17 protein-coding genes are annotated in these 17,367 nt (G+C 43.0%); 8 read left to right on the forward strand and 9 right to left on the reverse strand.

Annotation, left to right across the window (positions count from 1 at the left end; genetic code table 11):
* Window positions 1-75: 75 nt before the first annotated feature.
* The 4 genes from AABK37_RS08855 to pilM form a co-directional block, all read right to left on the reverse strand.
* Window positions 76-2,415 (reverse strand): AMIN domain-containing protein, encoded by a 2,340-nt coding sequence (locus AABK37_RS08855; RefSeq protein ID WP_432551209.1) that lies wholly within the window; start codon window positions 2,413-2,415, stop codon window positions 76-78.
* Window positions 2,416-2,584: 169 nt separating this feature from the next.
* Window positions 2,585-3,340 carry a pilus assembly protein PilO gene (locus AABK37_RS08860; protein ID WP_432551210.1) on the reverse strand — a complete coding sequence of 252 codons (756 nt, stop codon included), beginning with the start codon at window positions 3,338-3,340 and terminating at the stop codon, window positions 2,585-2,587.
* Window positions 3,337-4,107: a PilN domain-containing protein gene (locus AABK37_RS08865; RefSeq protein WP_432551211.1), complete on the reverse strand. Its 771-nt coding sequence runs from the start codon at window positions 4,105-4,107 to the stop codon at window positions 3,337-3,339. Before AABK37_RS08865 ends, AABK37_RS08860 begins: the two co-directional genes overlap by 4 nt.
* A 4-nt stretch (window positions 4,108-4,111) precedes the next feature.
* Window positions 4,112-5,281 carry a type IV pilus assembly protein PilM gene (gene pilM, locus AABK37_RS08870; RefSeq protein ID WP_432551212.1) on the reverse strand — a complete coding sequence of 390 codons (1,170 nt, stop codon included), beginning with the start codon at window positions 5,279-5,281 and terminating at the stop codon, window positions 4,112-4,114.
* A 110-nt stretch (window positions 5,282-5,391) separates the two neighbouring features.
* On the opposite strand from pilM, the gene AABK37_RS08875 reads away from it, so the two are divergent.
* Both AABK37_RS08875 and AABK37_RS08880 read left to right on the forward strand, forming a co-directional pair.
* Window positions 5,392-5,562 carry a hypothetical protein gene (locus AABK37_RS08875; RefSeq protein ID WP_432551213.1) on the forward strand — a complete coding sequence of 57 codons (171 nt, stop codon included), beginning with the start codon at window positions 5,392-5,394 and terminating at the stop codon, window positions 5,560-5,562.
* Window positions 5,563-5,566: 4 nt separating this feature from the next.
* Window positions 5,567-6,868 (forward strand): ABC transporter substrate-binding protein, encoded by a 1,302-nt coding sequence (locus tag AABK37_RS08880; protein ID WP_432551244.1) that lies wholly within the window; start codon window positions 5,567-5,569, stop codon window positions 6,866-6,868.
* Between the two features lie 111 nt (window positions 6,869-6,979).
* On the opposite strand, the gene AABK37_RS08885 is transcribed toward AABK37_RS08880, so the two are convergent.
* Complete coding sequence (locus tag AABK37_RS08885) at window positions 6,980-8,344, reverse strand: bifunctional folylpolyglutamate synthase/dihydrofolate synthase (protein WP_432551214.1); 1,365 nt, start codon at window positions 8,342-8,344, stop codon at window positions 6,980-6,982.
* 178 nt (window positions 8,345-8,522) lie between these two features.
* Complete coding sequence (locus AABK37_RS08890) at window positions 8,523-8,642, reverse strand: photosystem II protein Y (RefSeq protein ID WP_432551215.1); 120 nt, start codon at window positions 8,640-8,642, stop codon at window positions 8,523-8,525.
* 134 nt (window positions 8,643-8,776) lie between these two features.
* Between AABK37_RS08890 and AABK37_RS08895 the strand changes: the two genes are divergently transcribed.
* Window positions 8,777-8,971, forward strand: coding sequence for a hypothetical protein (locus AABK37_RS08895; RefSeq protein ID WP_432551216.1), 195 nt, complete (start codon window positions 8,777-8,779; stop codon window positions 8,969-8,971).
* Here AABK37_RS08895 and AABK37_RS08900 read toward each other — a convergent pair.
* Complete coding sequence (locus tag AABK37_RS08900) at window positions 8,952-9,485, reverse strand: gamma carbonic anhydrase family protein (RefSeq protein ID WP_432551217.1); 534 nt, start codon at window positions 9,483-9,485, stop codon at window positions 8,952-8,954. The two genes, AABK37_RS08895 and AABK37_RS08900, sit on opposite strands and share 20 nt — an antisense overlap.
* Before the next feature lie 241 nt (window positions 9,486-9,726).
* Between AABK37_RS08900 and AABK37_RS08905 the strand changes: the two genes are divergently transcribed.
* From AABK37_RS08905 to map, 5 genes are all read left to right on the forward strand, one after another.
* Window positions 9,727-10,236, forward strand: a complete 510-nt coding sequence (locus AABK37_RS08905) for a TIGR02652 family protein (protein WP_432551245.1) — start codon at window positions 9,727-9,729, stop codon at window positions 10,234-10,236.
* A 142-nt stretch (window positions 10,237-10,378) separates the two neighbouring features.
* On the forward strand, window positions 10,379-10,813 hold the full coding sequence (locus AABK37_RS08910; RefSeq protein ID WP_432551218.1) for a VOC family protein: 435 nt from the start codon (window positions 10,379-10,381) through the stop codon (window positions 10,811-10,813).
* Between the two features lie 150 nt (window positions 10,814-10,963).
* On the forward strand, window positions 10,964-13,801 hold the full coding sequence (locus AABK37_RS08915) for a M16 family metallopeptidase (protein ID WP_432551219.1): 2,838 nt from the start codon (window positions 10,964-10,966) through the stop codon (window positions 13,799-13,801).
* Window positions 13,802-13,804: 3 nt separating this feature from the next.
* Window positions 13,805-13,936 carry a hypothetical protein gene (locus tag AABK37_RS08920; RefSeq protein ID WP_432551220.1) on the forward strand — a complete coding sequence of 44 codons (132 nt, stop codon included), beginning with the start codon at window positions 13,805-13,807 and terminating at the stop codon, window positions 13,934-13,936.
* A gap of 89 nt (window positions 13,937-14,025) precedes the next feature.
* Window positions 14,026-14,853: a type I methionyl aminopeptidase gene (gene map, locus AABK37_RS08925; RefSeq protein ID WP_432551221.1), complete on the forward strand. Its 828-nt coding sequence runs from the start codon at window positions 14,026-14,028 to the stop codon at window positions 14,851-14,853.
* An 86-nt stretch (window positions 14,854-14,939) separates the two neighbouring features.
* Here map and AABK37_RS08930 read toward each other — a convergent pair whose 3' ends face one another.
* Together AABK37_RS08930 and AABK37_RS08935 are read right to left on the reverse strand one after the other, a co-directional pair.
* Window positions 14,940-15,497 carry a Uma2 family endonuclease gene (locus tag AABK37_RS08930; RefSeq protein ID WP_432551222.1) on the reverse strand — a complete coding sequence of 186 codons (558 nt, stop codon included), beginning with the start codon at window positions 15,495-15,497 and terminating at the stop codon, window positions 14,940-14,942.
* Window positions 15,498-15,877: 380 nt separating this feature from the next.
* Window positions 15,878-17,251: a hypothetical protein gene (locus AABK37_RS08935; RefSeq protein WP_432551223.1), complete on the reverse strand. Its 1,374-nt coding sequence runs from the start codon at window positions 17,249-17,251 to the stop codon at window positions 15,878-15,880.
* Window positions 17,252-17,367 lie beyond the last annotated feature (116 nt).

Genomic DNA, 17,367 nt, shown 5'->3' on the forward strand with positions numbered 1-17,367 from the left:
TCGACATCGGTGGTCAGATCCCCGACTTCTTAAAGAAGTCGGGGATCTTGCAACACGCAATTTTATTCCCAGGGCTTATCTCCCTGGAACCTTCAAACCGCTACGCTCCAAAGTTCGCCGCACCTCTGGGCTAGGAGTGTAGTTATAGCCGTAGGAGGAGCGCTCTGAGTCATCCATAACTTGCGGTGTGAGCAACACAATCACCTCTTGACGCCGATTCTCTCTATTTGTTTTTCTAAACAGCGAACCAAGCAGAGGAATATCACCCAAAATGGGAATCTTGGATACACTTGTTCGGTCTTGATCCTGAATGATACCGCTGAGAATGAGCGTTTGACCATCACGCAAGCGAACCAAGCCAGATTGAAGAGAACGTTCAGATACTAAAATAACTCGTCCGGCATTTTCGATAATTGCTGAATCTTGCGGTGCGCGGACAGTTGGAGCTACAGATAAAGAGACAAAACCGTTATCATCAATCCGCTCAATTTTCACACCCAGAGTTAAGCCAACATTCGCTTTCTCAACCGTGATTGTTTCTCTAGAACTACCAGCTGTGTCAGTTATCTCTCTTTTGACATTGCCGACAACTTCTTGAGTTAAGTTAACCTGAGCCTGCTGACCTTCTTGCACAATTAAAGTTGGGTCGGTCAAAATTTTGGCATTACCGCTGACAACCTGAGCTTGCAAAGTAGCGAGAAAGCGTTTGGGGTATTGGAATAGGGATGGTGGACTATATGTAAGTGTCCTGATTCCAGTAGTTGGATCTATATCTACTTCGCTAACACCTGACCTGAAAGGATTGGAATCTGTGCCAAAACTAGGACGTGTATAGCCAGAAGGAACACTCCCAGGCTGAGATCCGGATGGAACAGAGGAATCACTACCAAACGGAGCATTCGGTTGATAATCAAAAAATTGTGAAGCAGTAGTACCATTTGGATATGGAGCGGATGTTATGGGTGGAGTAAGCCTACTCCCAGTGACATCTGTCCTACTAGGTGGATTAATGCCACCAAAATTCAGAGCAGCCGCACCGCCATCATTGACAAAGAAGTTTTTACCAACGCCAAAAGAAAAGCTGGTGTTGAAGTCTTGAGTGTTATTGAGGTTAACATCAACAATTTTGACATTGATTGCCACTTGACGACGCCGGATATCAAGCTGACCTAGTTGCGCCATCGCCATCTCAACTAGCTTCGGTGAACCAATCAAAGTTAGGGAATTGGTGCGCTCGTCTCCTAGTGCTTGCAAACCTCTTAGTAATGGCTTTGAGTCTTGAAAATCAACACGTTGAGTATCTACTCTGCTTTCTGTAGTCGTCTGAGATTGAGTGATTGGCGCAACTCCAGTACCCACAGGCACAGCACTGACGCTGGTAACTTGTCGTTCGCGGCTGACTGCACTTTCTGCCCCCAAGCCGACCAAAAAGTTCAAAGCGACACCCACCGTTACCTGATTGAGTCGCAAATTACGCATCACCGTATCACGGGTGGCACTGGGTAAGTTACTTCCTACAAAAATCGTGCGTCCGCTGCGGTTAGCTTCTAAACCACTCAGCCGCAAGACGTAGTTAAAAACATCTTGCACTGGCTCATTTTCAATATCTAACGAAATTGTCGGTCCATCACCCCCAGCAGCAGCAGCCGGCTTACCATCAGCACCTTGTCCCCCTGCTGCGTAAGCCAAGTTCAAATTAGCAGCACGAGCAAGCAGTGATAAAACTTCACGTACTGGAGCATCTCGTAACACCAAGCGGGGGACACGTTCTTGAGTTCCCAAATCAACCACGCTGGGAGAAGCATCAGTATTAGAAATGGCAATATCTCCCACTGGTGGGGCAACCGCTCTCGGTAAAAAAGGCGGTGCGGCTGTCCCAGGTTGACCAGGACCTGCTGCTTGTGCGGGTGTCCCGTCCACCGTCACTTGCGGGTTAGGGACAACAGGAGCCGGTTGAGATGGGGTAGAAGCAGCCGGCGCTGTCGGAATTGATGCCCCTGCCGCTACTTCCGTTCCTGGGCTATAGCTGAGGGTAATTCCGCTGCCTCCTCGCTTCACAGGCTGAGTATTGGGAACTCCTTTCTCTCCAATCACCGTTACCCGAATGCTATTAGCATCAAGCTGATTGATTGCTACTGAGGTAATTCCCGGTGCGGGGTTATCTTGGCGGAAACTATTACCTTGAGGTAAACGTAATTGTGTATTAATAATATCTGCTACTAGACTTTTACCGCGTTTTGTGGTAAAAACTTGAGGGCGCGAACCTGAAGAAGTTTTTAATACAAGATTAATTCCCCCATCAACGGGATTTAACTGTACATCAGTAATTTCAGTAGTCTGTGCTGACACAGGTTGAGCTGCTACAAAGACAAAAGCAGCGGTTGCCAATATAAAACTATTACCGTGAAGTTTCACAGTTCATTCCTCACTTTATAAAATTATTTAGTTCCCCCGCCCGCAGGCTATAAGCCTGGGGCTAATCTTACGAAGCCCACCTTCGTGGGCTAAGAAATCCAGCCCACGAAGGTGGGCTTTGTTTGTATAGCCCTAGGCTTCCAGCCTGAGGGCTTTGCGAGAGTCTCATTCACTTCTTCGCTTTAGCTGCTGCTGCTACTTCCTCGGCATTAAGTGGCATCAACGCTTGTAACACAAAGGATGTAGTAAGCGGTGCTGGACCAATTCGACGCACGCTTTTACCTGGTTCAGCAGCAGGTTCTGGTGCCAAAGTTGATTGATAATCTTTAACTAGCAACAAAGGCTGTAAACGTTCTATATTGCGGAAAATCGATTGTGTTTGTTCATAGGTTCCTTGAATTTCAATATTAATAGTGCTACGTTTCAATTTGCCGTTTACTAGTGGTCCAAAACTACTATCGACAATCGGTTCTGGTTTCTGTCCCGATGGGGCAAACTTTTTCAGTTTTGCCTTAACTGCATTTGCCGGAATTTGAGCATTACCAGATTCAACTAAGCGATTCAAATCGAGTAGCAATGTATCCAAGGTTTTCTCATTGGCAAATAAAGATAAAACTTGGATTTGTTGCTGTTTTGATTGCGCTAATTCTTCTTTAACCTTGCCAATTTGTTGGATGCTGGCAGTCTTTTGCTGAATTTGCGAATCTAAGTCTTGACTTTTTGCTTGCTGTTGTTGAAAAGTGTCCCAAGCCGGCATTACTAAGTTAAAAAGCATAAAAGCTGCTACCCCCAAACCCAAAACCCCCGCCAAGATGCCAATAATTTTTGGTGTGAAGGTAATGCCAAATGCGGTAGGATAAGCAGAACCAGCCGCCTCAAATGCACCGTCTTGCTCGCCAAAATTTAAATCTTCACTGTAGGTCATCTGGAAATGACTCCTGTTTGTTGCAGACTGCGAATTCTACTGACTAATCCGACTGTGCCTTTTTGCTCTAACTCGCGGGTTAACTCAGAAGCCGGAACATCACTCATGCTGGATTGAATCGTATATTTAACTAGTTGTGGTGGTTTAATTAATACAGTATTTGCAGGTTGAACAGTACCGGGAGGTATGGGAGCATCTACTAACTCTGCTGTGGTAATTTTGCCCTCGGTAGATTTAAGGAAACGCGACTGTTGCAGAGTCAGTAAAAAATCGTTGACATCGTTAAAAGAGCGAGCATAGCCAGTAATTTCCACTCCAGAAGTGGGATTGGGTGCAGGTTGCCCTTGAACAGCAGCAGCGGGTGCGATTTGCTTGATATTTTCAATTTGCACAGTTGCGGGAATGCGATCGCGCATATCTTGCAACATCGCTGACCAAGGTCGAATTTGGTCAAATACTGTCACTAAAGCTTGAGTCTCTTGTTTAACTTTGTTCGTTTCTTCCTTGATTTTGTTAATATTCCCAATTTTTGATTCTAATTCTTGATTCTTTTGCTCCAGTTTGGCTATGTTCTCTCCTAACTCAGTATTTTTCGCTTGCAAAAGCCACCATCCACCCCCCACCAAAGCCGGGAAAATCACACCAACAGCAATCCCTATATATATCGGTGTTAAATCACCAAGAGAAACTGCCTGTTTTGGCTTCTTGCTCGTATTTTTCGGTTCAGGTTTGCGGTCTTTAAGAAAATTAACCTCTAAACTGTACATTTTGTTATACCTCCCGCATTCCTAGACCAAGTACTATTCCCAATCCAGGACGTTGCACCAACGGGTATTTTTCCTCGTCAATTTCCAACGACAGCGCACCCACCGGATCGATTTGGGTAGTTGGTAAACTTAATCTTTGGGTGAAAAAGTCATTTAACTGCCCCAGTCCACCTCCCGAACCTGCCAACATGATTTCTGCTACCTCCAAATTTTCAGCTTGATTGAGGTAAAAATCGATTGAACGGCGCAGTTCATCTGTTAATTCTCCCAATACTCGCATCATCGCTGCCATACCAGGATTAACGCCAGTAACACCGGTTTTTCCTCCATCCTCCATCGGTGTCGTCGGAATAATCATTCCCTGCAACAATTCCGTGTCTCGTGATGTCGGTAAATTCATCGCTTTTGACAAAGCATTTTGCATTTGATAAGTGCCTATTGGCACTGTGCGCGAAAATTGCGGCACACCGTTAACAACGATCGCTATCTCTGTACTGTCGAATTCGATATCAACTAGCACTGCCGCTTCTTGCGGTCCAAATTGCCGCAATTTTTCGCGAATTGTCCGAAGTAAAGCAAAACTGCTAATTTCTAAAACATCAACTTGCAATCCCGCTTGCTCAAACGTACTTACGTAAGAATCAGTAATATCTTTACGGGTGGCAACTAAAAGCACCTCCACTTTTTCAATGCCATCTTCATCTACTTTGTATCCAAGCTTCTGATAATCGACATCAGCTTCTTCGCGGGGATAAGGCAAATACAAACCGGCTTCGTGGTTAAGCACCATTTCCCGCAGTTCTTTGTCATCTAACTCTGCTGGCACCGGAATCAAACGTACAATTGATTCTCGTCCCGGTACAGCAGTCGCAACGCGAGAAGCTTTAATTTTACTTTCAGCTAGCGCTTGCTGAATTAATTCCGCCATTGCTGCGGGGTCGGTAATTTGACCATCAACAAAAATGCCTTCTGGAACTGACACCGATGTTAAGGAGTCTAATTTTAAGCCTTGACGCTGCTTGCGTAGTTGAGCTATATTCACCCGCTCAGGAGCAAGTTCTATCCCAACCCCTTTATTTGATTTGCTAAAAAATTTCTGGAAATTTTTAACCACAGTTTTTCGTGCCGCACTGTTTAATAGAAAATTTAATTTGGGGAATTGGGCATGGGGCATGGGGCATGGGGCATGGGGTGCTTGGACTAGGAACTAGGGATTAGGGGAAGGGGGAAAAGAATTATTAACAATGATGGCAGATGCTTCAACGGAGGGAACCTCAACGCCAGATGCCTCAACGGAACGGCAGTCGCTACAACGCGCTTAACCCGCGCAACGCGCTGCCTCGGAAACCTCCGCACGGCACTGGCTTTGCAACGCACTGCCAAACCTATGCCCAATGCCCAATGCCCAATGCCCAATGCCCAATGCCCAATGCCCAATGCCCAATTACCAATTAGTACGATGATTCAAATTCAAAAGTTAAAACGATTGACTGTTTATGTGCTGCTTGGTTTATTAACCAGTTGGATTGTCAGCTGCACAACAGGTAATGTCGGCACAAGTACAAAACAAGCTTCTTCAGGGGCAAGTATTGAGTTTTGGACAATGCAACTCCAACCTCAATTTACTAACTACTTTCAAAGCTTAATTGCGACTTTTCAAACACAAAATCCCGGTATAAAGGTGAACTGGGTTGATGTACCTTGGGCAGCGATGGAGAACAAAATTTTAACAGCTGTCTCCGGGAAAACGCCACCTGATGTTGTGAACTTAAATCCGGATTTTGCATCTCAACTTGCAGGACGAAATGCCTGGTTGAATTTAGATGCAAAAGTCCCAAACGAAACACGCTCTTCATATCTGCCGAATATATGGAAAGCAAGCACACTTAATGGCAAGAGTTTTGGGATTCCCTGGTATCTCACCACGCGGCTAACTATATATAACACCGCTTTATTAAAACAGTTAAGCATTAATAAAGTACCCAGTACTTACACGGAATTAGCAGTTTTTGCTCAACAAATTAAGGAAAAAACTGGGAAATATGCTTTTTTTGTGACTTTTGTACCACAAGATTCGGGTGAAGTAATTGAGTCTTTGGTGCAGATGGGGGTAACTTTGGTAGATGCTGAAGGCAAAGCGGCTTTTAACACTCCCCAAGGGAAAGCGGCGTTTCAATATTGGGTAGACTTGTACAAGAAGAAACTTTTACCACAAGAGGTGTTAACTCAAGGTCATCGTCATGCGATCGATTTGTACCAAGCTGGAGAAACGGCAATACTTGCTAGCGGTCCCGAATTTTTAAAGCAGATTGCGATAAATGCGCCGAAAATAGCTGAAGTTTCCGCAACCGCACCGCAAATCACTGGTGAAACGGGTAAGAAAAATGTCGCTGTGATGAATATAGTTATCCCCCGCGACACTAAGCAACCAGATGCGGCTGTTAAATTCGCGCTATTTGTCACTAATGATGAGAATCAGTTAGCGTTTGCGAAAGCGGCAAATGTTCTACCATCGACTACCAAAGCGCTGTCTGACAGCTACTTTAAAGATGTGCCGGCTAGTGCTTTAACGTTGGAGGTGGCGCGGGCGATGAGTGCGAAAGAGTTGCAACAAGCAGAAATTTTAACTCCGACTTTGAAGGATTTTAATAAGCTGCAAAAGGCAATTTATGAGAATCTGCAAGCAGCGATGCTGGGTGAGAAAACGGTAGATAAAGCTGTTGAAGATGCAGCGCAGGAGTGGAACAGCAGTAGGAGTTAAAAGTTAGGAGTTAGTTGTTGGGTGTTAGTTGTTAGTTGTTAGGAGTTGAAAGTTTACCTTACCTCGTTCCTAGTCTGAGACTGGGAACGAGAGGACGAGAGGAAAAGAGGGTTAGGGTGTCGGCGGCTGGTTAAAGTCTGGGGTATTTCCGGTTGCGAAAAAATGCCCGATGAGATATAATGAGCCGCACAAAATGACTAAATTATCGGTTGCGCTAAAAGCTGTTTCTAGTGCTGATAATAAATCTGGATAAGTTTGACAATAGCTCAACTCTGGGCAAATTTCCTGAGCTAGTTTTGCTAATTCGCTTGTATCGGCTGAACTATGATCTGGTACTGGCGTTAAGTATAAACTGTCCTTTGGTCGTAGTAAAGCTTTGAAAATCTCCGCGTGTTCTTTGGTGGAAAGCATTCCCATGACCCAATTAACTTTGGGAGTATCCAGACTATCTACATACGCACGTAAAACTTGAGCCGCAGCTGGGTTATGAGCGCCATCAATTAATAGTTTATGATTTCTCCAGGTTGTCCATTGCATTCGCCCTAGCCATTTAGTTTTGGCGATGCCGTTAATAATGGCTTCTTGTGATATCTGCCAACCTTTTTGTTGTAAGATTTCTAAAGCAGCGATCGCTAAACTTGAATTAGCTAACTGTATCTGTCCTTCTAAAGGCAATCGATATTTAATCGATTTTGGATTTGAAGAGTTAGGAACCAGAAGCTTGTCCCCCTTGTCCCCCTTGTCCCCCTTGTCCTCCTTGTCCCCTTGTCCCCTTGTCTCTCCCGCTTGCTGATACTCTGCCCATCCTGGAGATATTTGACGGGCAGGTTGAGGCGCAATATACGGGCATTGTAATTCTAGAGTACGCGATCGCACGACTTTTTCTGCATCCGCTGGCAATATTCCCACAACTGCCGGACATCCAGGTTTCAAAATCCCAGCTTTTTCTCTGGCAATCTCGGCGACTGTAGAACCGAGTTGTTGCCAATGTTCGCGGCTAATGGAAGTGATAATAGTTACCAAAGGCTGCGAGCAAACGTTTGTCGCATCTAAACGTCCTCCCAATCCAACTTCTACTACCGCCACATCGACTTGACTTTGTGCAAAATATAACCAAGCTGCTGCGGTAATTACTTCAAACTGAGTTGGTGATTCTTCATCTGGGCTGATTGCCGCTTGAACTTGCAGTAATAATTGACACAATGTTTCTGAGGCGATCGCTTGTTCATTCAAACAAATGCGTTCCGTCCAATCGACCAAATGCGGTGAAGTATAGCGTCCTGTGCGATAACCAGCCTCAGTAAGTACCGAGGAAAGATAAGCACAAACAGAACCTTTACCATTTGTACCGGCAACGTGAATTACCGGAACTTGCTGATGGGGGTTGCCAAGATTTGCCAAAAGTTTGACAATGCGGTCTAATCCCAGATTAACGCCGAAGCGTTGGAAGGGTTGTAGTAATAAGTCAATATTCACAAATAGTTAGTCGTTATTGGTTAGTGGTTATTTGTAACAAATAACTGTAGGACTTACGCAAAAATAATTGTAAGGCACATTATTTTGTAGCGGTAATTCATGAATTACCGCTACTTACGACGTTGAATTGCGTAAGTCCTCAACCACTAGCTACTAACCACTAACAACCACGTCGAGTTTAAGCTTCTCTGTTGAAAAAGCCTTGAACTTGTCTTAAAGCAGCAGCACCGATGTTGAACACTGCCCAACCAGCAGCAATAGCAATTGGTGCTAAAACGATCACAACACGCATGTCCATATTTAGAATCCCTCTGTTAAGTAGAAATTAAAGTTTTGTCAACTCTTCTCATTTTTATTGTTAGCCGAAGTGGGAAATTTTTCCAGACCCATTTGTAAAGAATGTTTACAAATTTATTATTAGGGGAATGGGGAATGGGTAATGGAGGAGTGGAGGAGTGGAGGAGTGGAGGAGTGGGGGAGAGAGTATTAAATTTTGAATTCTCCTTTTCCCCTTGTCCCCCCCTCTCCCCATCCCCCCCTCTCAAGAACTCTCCCCATCTCCCCATCCCCCCCTCTCCCCATCTCTCAATGCCCCATGCCCATTGCCCTATGCCCTATACCCCGTAAAACCGATATCAGTGCCTTTCCCAGCATGAACCAAAGCTAACTTTTGGTAACGTTGAGCGTGTTCGATAAGTTCAGCTGCTTCGTCGTGGGTGACTTGGCGTAACACTTTCCCCGGAACGCCAGTTACCAGAGATAAAGGAGGTACATTTTTAGTTACCACCGCACCAGCACCAATAATGCTACCAGCGCCTACACGCACTTTGTTTAAAATAATTGCGCCAATTCCAATTAAGCAGCCACGTTCAATGTAAGCAGAATGTATCACAGCACGATGCCCTACGGTGACATAATCTTCTAAAATTGTCGGAAAGCCCGGATCGCCGTGTAGAATTGCTCCATCCTGAATATTGGTGCATTCGCCAATTTCAATGCTTTCCACATCTCCCCTAACTACAGCTTGATACCAAATGCTCGCTCCAGCGGCTATGTTTACCGAACCCATAACCACAGCATTAGCTGCAACGAAGGCAGCTTGAGAAATATCAGGAGAAGACCAGTAAGAAGCGGTAGACACGATAGAATATGAATATGGTACCCAGGAACACTGGAAAAACTCCAACCTTGGAAGTTGGTTGCATTCAACAGGATATCACGGTGTTAAGCCTTGATGTTCAGAGGATACGCTTTGTGGAAACCGACAGCGCAACGAAATCTCTGTGCAACAATAACTAATTAGCCCAAGGAGGCGGAGTAGAAGTGTAAACTAAAACCAATTTTGCGGGTGAAAACAAAAGTATGTTTGTACGCACTTCATGATGAATCCAGGCTTGCAGTACCCAATATTTGGTCCAGAAATCCAGTGTCCCCACTGCCGTCAAACAATTCCGGCACTGACACTAACTGACACATATCTATGTCCTCGGCATGGCGCTTTTGAAGCGAATCCGAAAGATGGTGAATTGATTCATCTTCAGTCCGGGCGTCATTGGCGAAGATGGAATAATGAATGGTATCGGCAACATACGCATCCCGATGGCATTCGCTTTGAAATTCACGAAGCGCTAGACAAGCTGTATACTCAAGGATACCGAGCAACAAAAGTGATTATTGCCAAACGGTATCAAGAATTGATGAGTGGCTATTTGGAACGCAGCACACCTTGGCGTTCTGGTCAAAGCGAGACAACATCAGCGCGACTTTACGGCTTACCAGTAGAGTTTAGTCCGGATTCCGCAGAAGAAGGCTGCTGGGAAGTGATAAATTTTGATTTAGAAAAAGAGCCGGGTGTGCCTGTACGCTATCCTTATTTTCGGTTGTTTGAGTAAAGTTAGGAGAACAAAGTTAGGAGTTAAAAGTTAAAAGTTAAAAGTGAGGAGTTGGGAGTTGCTAGTTGCTATAAATAATTCATAACTCATAACTCATAACTTATAATTAATAACTCATAACTCCTAACTCCTAACTATCAAGATGCATCACGCTTCTATTCGTACCGCGAATATCCATCGAGCGATCGCTTTTTACGAACACTTGGGGTTTACAGTCACAGAACGCTTCACTACAGGCTATACTCTGGCTTGCTGGATGGAAGGATTAGGCGGCAGAATAGAGCTTATCCAAATTCCCGAACCTAAAAAAGCCCCGGATGCATTCGCAGATGAACATTATGTGGGATATTATCATCTGTCATTTGATTTAACACAAATAACGGCAGATTTACCTAGTTGGTTAACAAATCTAAAAGAACGTATGGCGATCGCCTCACAATCTCAAGGTGAACAATCGCAACCGTTGGTAGTGCTTTTAGAACCAACACAGCAGCAAATAGGATCGCGTATTTACGAAGTTGCTTTTATTGCCGATGCTGACGGATTACCCCTCGAATTTATACGGATTTTATCATAAATCGGCGAATAGTAGCCTCTACTTTCCATTAACTCTAAAATAATCTTTCTCTGTAGTGTTGCCTACGCAATAACTTATAGAAAAAGATTAAACTATTATGATTACAAAAAAAATTTGTAATCGTATTTACAGAGAAAGTTTACAAAATTAATGCCAGTATTTTCCACATTGCGTAAGTATCGTTATTTGTTATTAATGTTGAGCGTCTGGCTGATTGCGGTGTTGTTTCTCAGTCATAAACCTGCTGATAGTAAGCTTATGGTTGCTTACAACCAGGTAAATACTCAGAAAACATTTGTAGCAAAAAAGCCAACATCCCGAACAGTGACAGAAAACGTCAACAAAACGGTGCTGGGAAATGGTCTGACTGTCCTCACAAAAGAAGTGCATACTGCGCCAGTTGTAACTGTGCAAGTGTGGTATAAAGTCGGCTCGCGCAATGAAGAACCCAGAGTGAATGGCATTGCCCACCAGTTAGAACACATGATGTTTAAAGGCACTCGCAATCGGACGATTCAATTTGGACGATTGTTTAGTGCTTTGGGTAGCGACTCGAATGCTTTCACTAGCTACGATCAAACAGCATATTATGGAACTTTAGAACGAGAAAAGCTCAAAGCCCTTTTAGTGCTAGAAGCAGACAGAATGCAAAACTCTCTGATTGATGCCGAACAGTTAGCGAGTGAAAAACAAGTAGTAATTTCCGAGTTGCAAGGTTACGAAAATAGTCCTGATTACCGCCTAAACCGCGCCGTAATGCAAGCAGCGTTTCCCCAGAGTCCTTACGGGTTGCCTGTGGGTGGTACCAAAGCCGATGTCGAGAAATTTCAAGTTGAGCAAGTACGTAAGTATTACCGTAACTTCTACACTCCCAACAACGCTGTTTTGGTGATTGTCGGAGATTTTGACACCGCAAAAACCCTCAAAGCAGTACAAGAAATATTCGGGAAAATCCCCAACACTCAACACTCAACAGTCAAAATTCCCCCCCTCTCCCCCTCTCCCCCCCTTCCCCCCTCCCCCACTCCCATCGTCTTGCGAGAACCGGGATCGGCGGGGTTGTTACAAGCAGTCTACCCACTGCCGCAGGTGAATCATCCGGATGTGCCAGCGTTGTCAGTGATGGATTACATCTTGACAGAAGGGCGGAATTCTCGGTTTTATCAGGCATTAGTCGAATCAGGTTTGGCTAGTGATGTTAGTGCTTCTGTTGCTAGCTTGCTCTCTTCTGGCTGGTATAAGATATCGGTGACAGCAGCACCTCATCAAGATTTGCGGAAGATTGACTCAGTACTAAATAGTGAAATCGGTAAGCTGGCTTTTGGGGTGACTTCAAAAGAAGTAAAACGAGCCAAGACGCAGTTAGAAGCTTCTGTAATTTTGAGTAACCGTGATATCACCAATCAAGCGATGCAACTGGCTAATGATGAGCTAACTACTGGTGATTATCTCTACACAGAACGCTATTTAGAAGCGGTTCGCGAAGTCACTGAGGCGGATGTTAAGCGTGTGGTGAATAAATATCTTCAACAAAAAGCACGCACGGTAGGCTTTTTTGAACCAACTCAGAAACAGGTTAAAGGAAATGGTGGCAAAGCAAATTCTGTACAAACTACAGAAAATTTTACTACCTTAGCACCTGTAGCCCCGGCTGAGGTGATGAAATATTTACCAGCTGTGGATTCGACTACAGACACTGTTGAGAAAACTTCAATAGAAAAAGCAACGCTAGCATTACCACAAGAATTTACATTTGGCAACGGTTTGCGAGTATTGCTGTTGCCGGATAAAAGTACTCCCACGGTGACGTTGAGTGGTTATCTCAAAGCTGGGGCAGAATTTGATCCAGAGGATAAAGCAGGATTGGCATCTCTTGTAGCAGACAACTTGATGAATGGTACAAAAAGCAAGGATGTTTTAACTCTTGCCCAAACCTTGGAAGAACGCGGAGCAAATCTGGATTTGGAAACGTTTCGCGAAGGTGTGCGAATTCAGGGTAATAGTTTAGCCGCAGATTTGCCTGTTTTGATTGAGACTTTAGCTGATGCTGTCAAAAATGCGACTTTTCCTGTTAAAGAGTTGGAATTGACTCGCCAACAAGCTTTGAATGCTTTGGAAGTGGAATTAGATGACCCAAATGAAGTAGCAGAAAGAACATTTGTCCAATCTATTTATCCGAAAAATCATCCTTCACACACCTTTCCCACTGAAAAGAGTTTGCAGAAAATTAGCCGTGAAGATGTGCTTAATTTCAAAGCAAAACATTATCGTCCAGATACAACAGTGTTAGTGTTGGTGGGAGATTTTGAACCGGCGAAAGTGCGATCGCATCTTCAAACTCAGTTTAGTGATTGGCTTTTTAGCGGTAAACCACCAAAATTAAAATATCCGGCTGTATCTATACCAGAAAATGTAGTCCGTGTCAATTCAGTGCTTCCTGGTAAAGCACAAGCGATTACTTATATGGGTTACATAGGTATAAACCGTCAAGATCCAAGATTTTATGCGGCTTTAATATTGAATCAGATTTTGGGTGGCGATACACTTTCGAGTAGACTGGGTGCAGAAGTACGCGATCGCCTAGGTCTGACTTATGGAATTTATAGCTACTTCCAAGCTGGGAAAAATATAGGCACATTTTTGATAGAAATGCAAACCAGCCCAGAAGATGCAAGTAAAGCGATCGCTAGCACCCGCAATCTGCTACAACAACTGCATACTCATGGTGTCAGCACCCAAGAAGTAGAGACAGCCAAACGCACCTTAATCAGCAACTACACCGTAACTCTTGCAAACCCACAGGAATTAACTAAAAAAATTCTCATGAACGAAGTCTACGGGTTGGATGAAATGGAATTACGTTCTTTTACCCAAAAAATCCAGACAGTCAATCTTGCCCAAGTAAATCTTGCTGCTCGTGAATTACTTCATCCAGATAAAATTGTAGTAGTCACAGCAGGTCCGGCTGTCTTAGCACATAGTAGTTAGTGGATGGTGGATGGTGGGGCATGGGGCATCGTCCAAGTGGGCATCGTCCAAGTGGGCATGGAAAAAATCTCCCATTGCCCATTGCCCATTGCCCATTGCCCAACAACCAACAACCAACAACCAACAACCAAATAAGCTAACTTAAATATAGATATTGTTTCTCAACTAATCTAAAAAAATCATTGACTTCATAGCGGCAAGGCGCAAATAATTATTAATATCCCATGAACATTTTCAGTAACCTGCTTTCTCAATCAACTCAGCCTAATGTTTCCAAACGACAACGCCGAGGAATTGAAATTAAATCGTCGCGTGAAATTGAAATTATGCGGCAATCTGCAAAAATTGTCGCTACCGTTTTGAAAGAAATTTCTCAGTTGGTACAGCCAGGAATGACTACTGCTGACTTAGATGCTCATGCGGAAAAGCGCATTCGAGAAATGGGTGCAACACCAAGCTTTAAAGGATATCACGGTTTTCCTGGTTCTATCTGCTCCAGCATTAATAATGAAGTTGTACACGGTATCCCCAGTCCGAAAAAAGTCATCCGTTTGGGGGATGTTTTAAAAGTAGATACAGGTGCTTTTTATCAAGGTTTTCATGGTGACTCCTGCATTACTATTGCCGTGGGAGATGTCACCCCACAAGCTGCTAAACTGATTCGCATAGCTGAAGAATCGCTTTTCAAAGGCATTGAACAAGTTAAAGCCGGAAATTATCTTATAGATATTGCTGGAGCAATTGAAGACCATGTAAAAGGTAATGGCTTTAGTGTAGTTGAGGATTTCACCGGACACGGTGTTGGTCGCAATTTGCACGAAGAACCTTCAGTTTTCAACTTCCGCACGCGGGAAATGCCAAATGTCAAGCTGCGTGCAGGAATGACGCTGGCTATTGAGCCAATTTTGAATGCAGGTTCTAAGGTGACGCGGACTTTATCTGACCGCTGGACTGCTGTAACGGTGGATAATTCACTTTCGGCTCAGTTTGAGCATACCGTGTTAGTGACGGATACTGGCTATGAGATTTTGACTGACCGTTCTCTAGTTTAATGTAGTAAGGACTTTAGTCCTTATTTTTTAAAATGAGGACTAAGGACTTTATTGATTCTTTGATAAGATGAGGACTGAAGTCCTCACTACTTAAGAAATAATTCCGAAAAAGGTATTTCAATTTCCGGAAAAGCTAAAGGTGCTAAAGCTGCATTTACTTGAAGAATTGTTTCTGTTTTATAGCCTGATGTAGTTGGATTGCGGTATATATAAACTTGGCGGTTTTCAATATCTAAAATCCAGTACTCAAGTATATTAGCTCTAGCATAGATAGGAGCTTTTTCTTCTTTGTCAAAAGTTAAAGTAGTATAAGCAACTTCAATCAGTAAAAAGATTTCTTCAGCACTGGGGTGATGGTCGCTATAAGTACCAGCATTAATGCGAACTACCGCGATATCTGGTTCGGGTTCTGAGGTAGATAAAGTGATGGGTAGTTGCATCCGCACATAAGCTTTATCTGTGAGAATATCTTTAAGATAATCAGATGTTCGTTGTGTGGTAGCTGCTGGTGGTGGTTTTTGTGGACTCATTTGGATGATGCGACCTTCTAAAAGCTCAACTTTGTCGTTGGGAGTAAGAATTCCAGCATCTATCATCCGATGATATTCCTCTACTGTCCACAAACGGTTTTTAGTAGCGGTCATAATCATTATCCCTTTTTTTGTATTTTATAATTGTTCACAATGCCTGAGCCAACTTCCGCTTGCGGTATTCAAACAATAGACAAACGTCGTGGAAAACAATTATGCGTTGCCCGAAGTACGAATGTAGGGACAATTCATGAATTGTCCCTACGACGCAGGACACGACCTTTGTCTAATGGAAAAAACAGAATTTCGTTTGGGGAGAGTTGAAATAGCCGATAATCTGCCTTTTAATATTTGAGTTTTGTAGCGATCGCAGCATAATTAGTTTTATAAATAGAAAGCTTTTCTTTAGCTTTTTGAGAGGCAAATGTACCTGATGGAATAGCTTCTAATATATTGATTGCCTGCTGCCATTTGAAGAATGCTTGCTGCCAAACTTATTCTTGATGTGGTGGATTTTGAACCATAACAGCAGCTTCCATTGCCAATTTTTGGGCAGATTCCAAGTTTGCTGCTGCTTTACTTTCAGTCATAAGTCTTTGACTGATAGCAGCATGGTTAACACGATAGTTAACCAGTTGCTTATGAGCTTGAGTAGAAACTGATGTCCCTTCAGGAATACTTTCTAACAAGTTTATCGCTTGCTGCCATTTATCTTGTGCTTGCTGCCAAACTACTATTGGATGTGGTGGATTTTGAACCATAACAGCAGCTTCCATGCCAAGTTTTTGAGCAGATTGAAGATTTGTTACAACATTTCCTGCCTGGTTGAAACTGAGGCTTTGAAGCTGAACTTGCGAAAATTTGTCCCGGCACATCCAACCACCAAAACCGAAGATTGCTAAACTTGAACCGATAACCAAAATAGACTGTTTTATATTAGCTGATTTTTTTGGTCTTTGTTCTAACGTCTGCGGTGCTATTATCGTTTGAGTTTTAGCCGCTTCTACTTTCTTCTTTTGGCTTTCCAGATTTTTCAGCGCTTGTTCTGCTTGTCCTCTAAAAGTATTACCATGTAAAATTAAAGCACTAGTTTTTTCTTTTAAAGAGACACACTCATCGATAATATCTGCTACGGCTTGAAATTGACCATTGCTAGATATAATTAATCCATGTTCATCATTAAGCCATTCTAAAGCGAAACCAGATTTACCAAAAAAAGCTGAAAAACCTAGTAATATTTTTAATATATCTTCACCATTTTCAATATAGTTGATAACTTCATTCAATCTCTGCTTTACTTGCAATAAATTTTCCTGAGCTTGGATAATTTGCCGAATTTGCTGCTGTAAAACTTTAGGTTCACCAAAAGCTAAGTTAATCATTAAGCTTTCATCAAGTCTTTGGAATTGAGTAGGCAAGCTGGATTTTTTATGTTGAAAAATTATTTGATTAATCACTTCAGAATCGCTGAAAATATCTTCTGCTGTATCCTTGAGCCACTCACCCCAGTCAATCAAGTCTTCAATTTTTACTTGTAAATCATTTAAGATTAATTCGGTTTCGGAATTGCCAAATTTTTCGGCAATAAATCCTACACCTGCGCCAATTGCAGCATCTACTAAAAAACCGCCAGGAATAAAAACGCTTGCTACTACTGTGCCTAAAAAAGGTAGCACACCCATTGCTTTCTTCTTAAATGTTTCCCTAGCTAATTCGGCTTCAATTTCTTCTTGAATTTTCTGTAATTTATCTTGAACATTACCTATGTGTACGATTTGCTGGCTGATGTCATTAGCATCACCAACACTTAGTTTAAGGCTATCAGCAAGGTTGGGAAGTTCATTAATAAGTTCTTTTAAATCAGCCATAAATTTGATGCGTGGAGATGACCTAAAGTTGATGTAAAAAACAAAATTGTCAGCTACTAAGCGAGGTTGTAGCTACATTAATAGTCAAAGTTTGCTGCCTAACTCTTAAAGAATGT

Origin of the sequence: Tolypothrix sp. VBCCA 56010, assembly GCF_050875635.1 — a bacterium.
In the GTDB taxonomy this organism is placed as follows: Bacteria; Cyanobacteriota; Cyanobacteriia; order Cyanobacteriales; family Nostocaceae; genus Hassallia.

Excerpts from the sequence above, each read along its gene's own strand:
- AABK37_RS08935 (WP_432551223.1), bottom strand. The coding sequence starts at position 17,251 with ATGGCTGATTTAAAAGAACTTATTAATGAACTTCCCAACCTTGCTGAT.
- AABK37_RS08890 (WP_432551215.1), bottom strand. The coding sequence starts at position 8,642 with ATGGACATGCGTGTTGTGATCGTTTTAGCACCAATTGCTATTGCTGCT.
- AABK37_RS08875 (WP_432551213.1), top strand. The coding sequence starts at position 5,392 with ATGCCTCAACGGAACGGCAGTCGCTACAACGCGCTTAACCCGCGCAAC.
- AABK37_RS08920 (WP_432551220.1), top strand. The coding sequence starts at position 13,805 with ATGGTGGATGGTGGGGCATGGGGCATCGTCCAAGTGGGCATCGTCCAA.
- AABK37_RS08930 (WP_432551222.1), bottom strand. The coding sequence starts at position 15,497 with ATGACCGCTACTAAAAACCGTTTGTGGACAGTAGAGGAATATCATCGG.
- AABK37_RS08880 (WP_432551244.1), top strand. The coding sequence starts at position 5,567 with ATGATTCAAATTCAAAAGTTAAAACGATTGACTGTTTATGTGCTGCTT.
- AABK37_RS08865 (WP_432551211.1), bottom strand. The coding sequence starts at position 4,107 with ATGTACAGTTTAGAGGTTAATTTTCTTAAAGACCGCAAACCTGAACCG.
- AABK37_RS08910 (WP_432551218.1), top strand. The coding sequence starts at position 10,379 with ATGCATCACGCTTCTATTCGTACCGCGAATATCCATCGAGCGATCGCT.
- AABK37_RS08895 (WP_432551216.1), top strand. The coding sequence starts at position 8,777 with ATGGGTAATGGAGGAGTGGAGGAGTGGAGGAGTGGAGGAGTGGGGGAG.
- AABK37_RS08905 (WP_432551245.1), top strand. The coding sequence starts at position 9,727 with ATGAATCCAGGCTTGCAGTACCCAATATTTGGTCCAGAAATCCAGTGT.
- pilM (WP_432551212.1), bottom strand. The coding sequence starts at position 5,281 with ATGCCCCATGCCCAATTCCCCAAATTAAATTTTCTATTAAACAGTGCG.
- AABK37_RS08915 (WP_432551219.1), top strand. The coding sequence starts at position 10,964 with ATGCCAGTATTTTCCACATTGCGTAAGTATCGTTATTTGTTATTAATG.
- map (WP_432551221.1), top strand. The coding sequence starts at position 14,026 with ATGAACATTTTCAGTAACCTGCTTTCTCAATCAACTCAGCCTAATGTT.
- AABK37_RS08860 (WP_432551210.1), bottom strand. The coding sequence starts at position 3,340 with ATGACCTACAGTGAAGATTTAAATTTTGGCGAGCAAGACGGTGCATTT.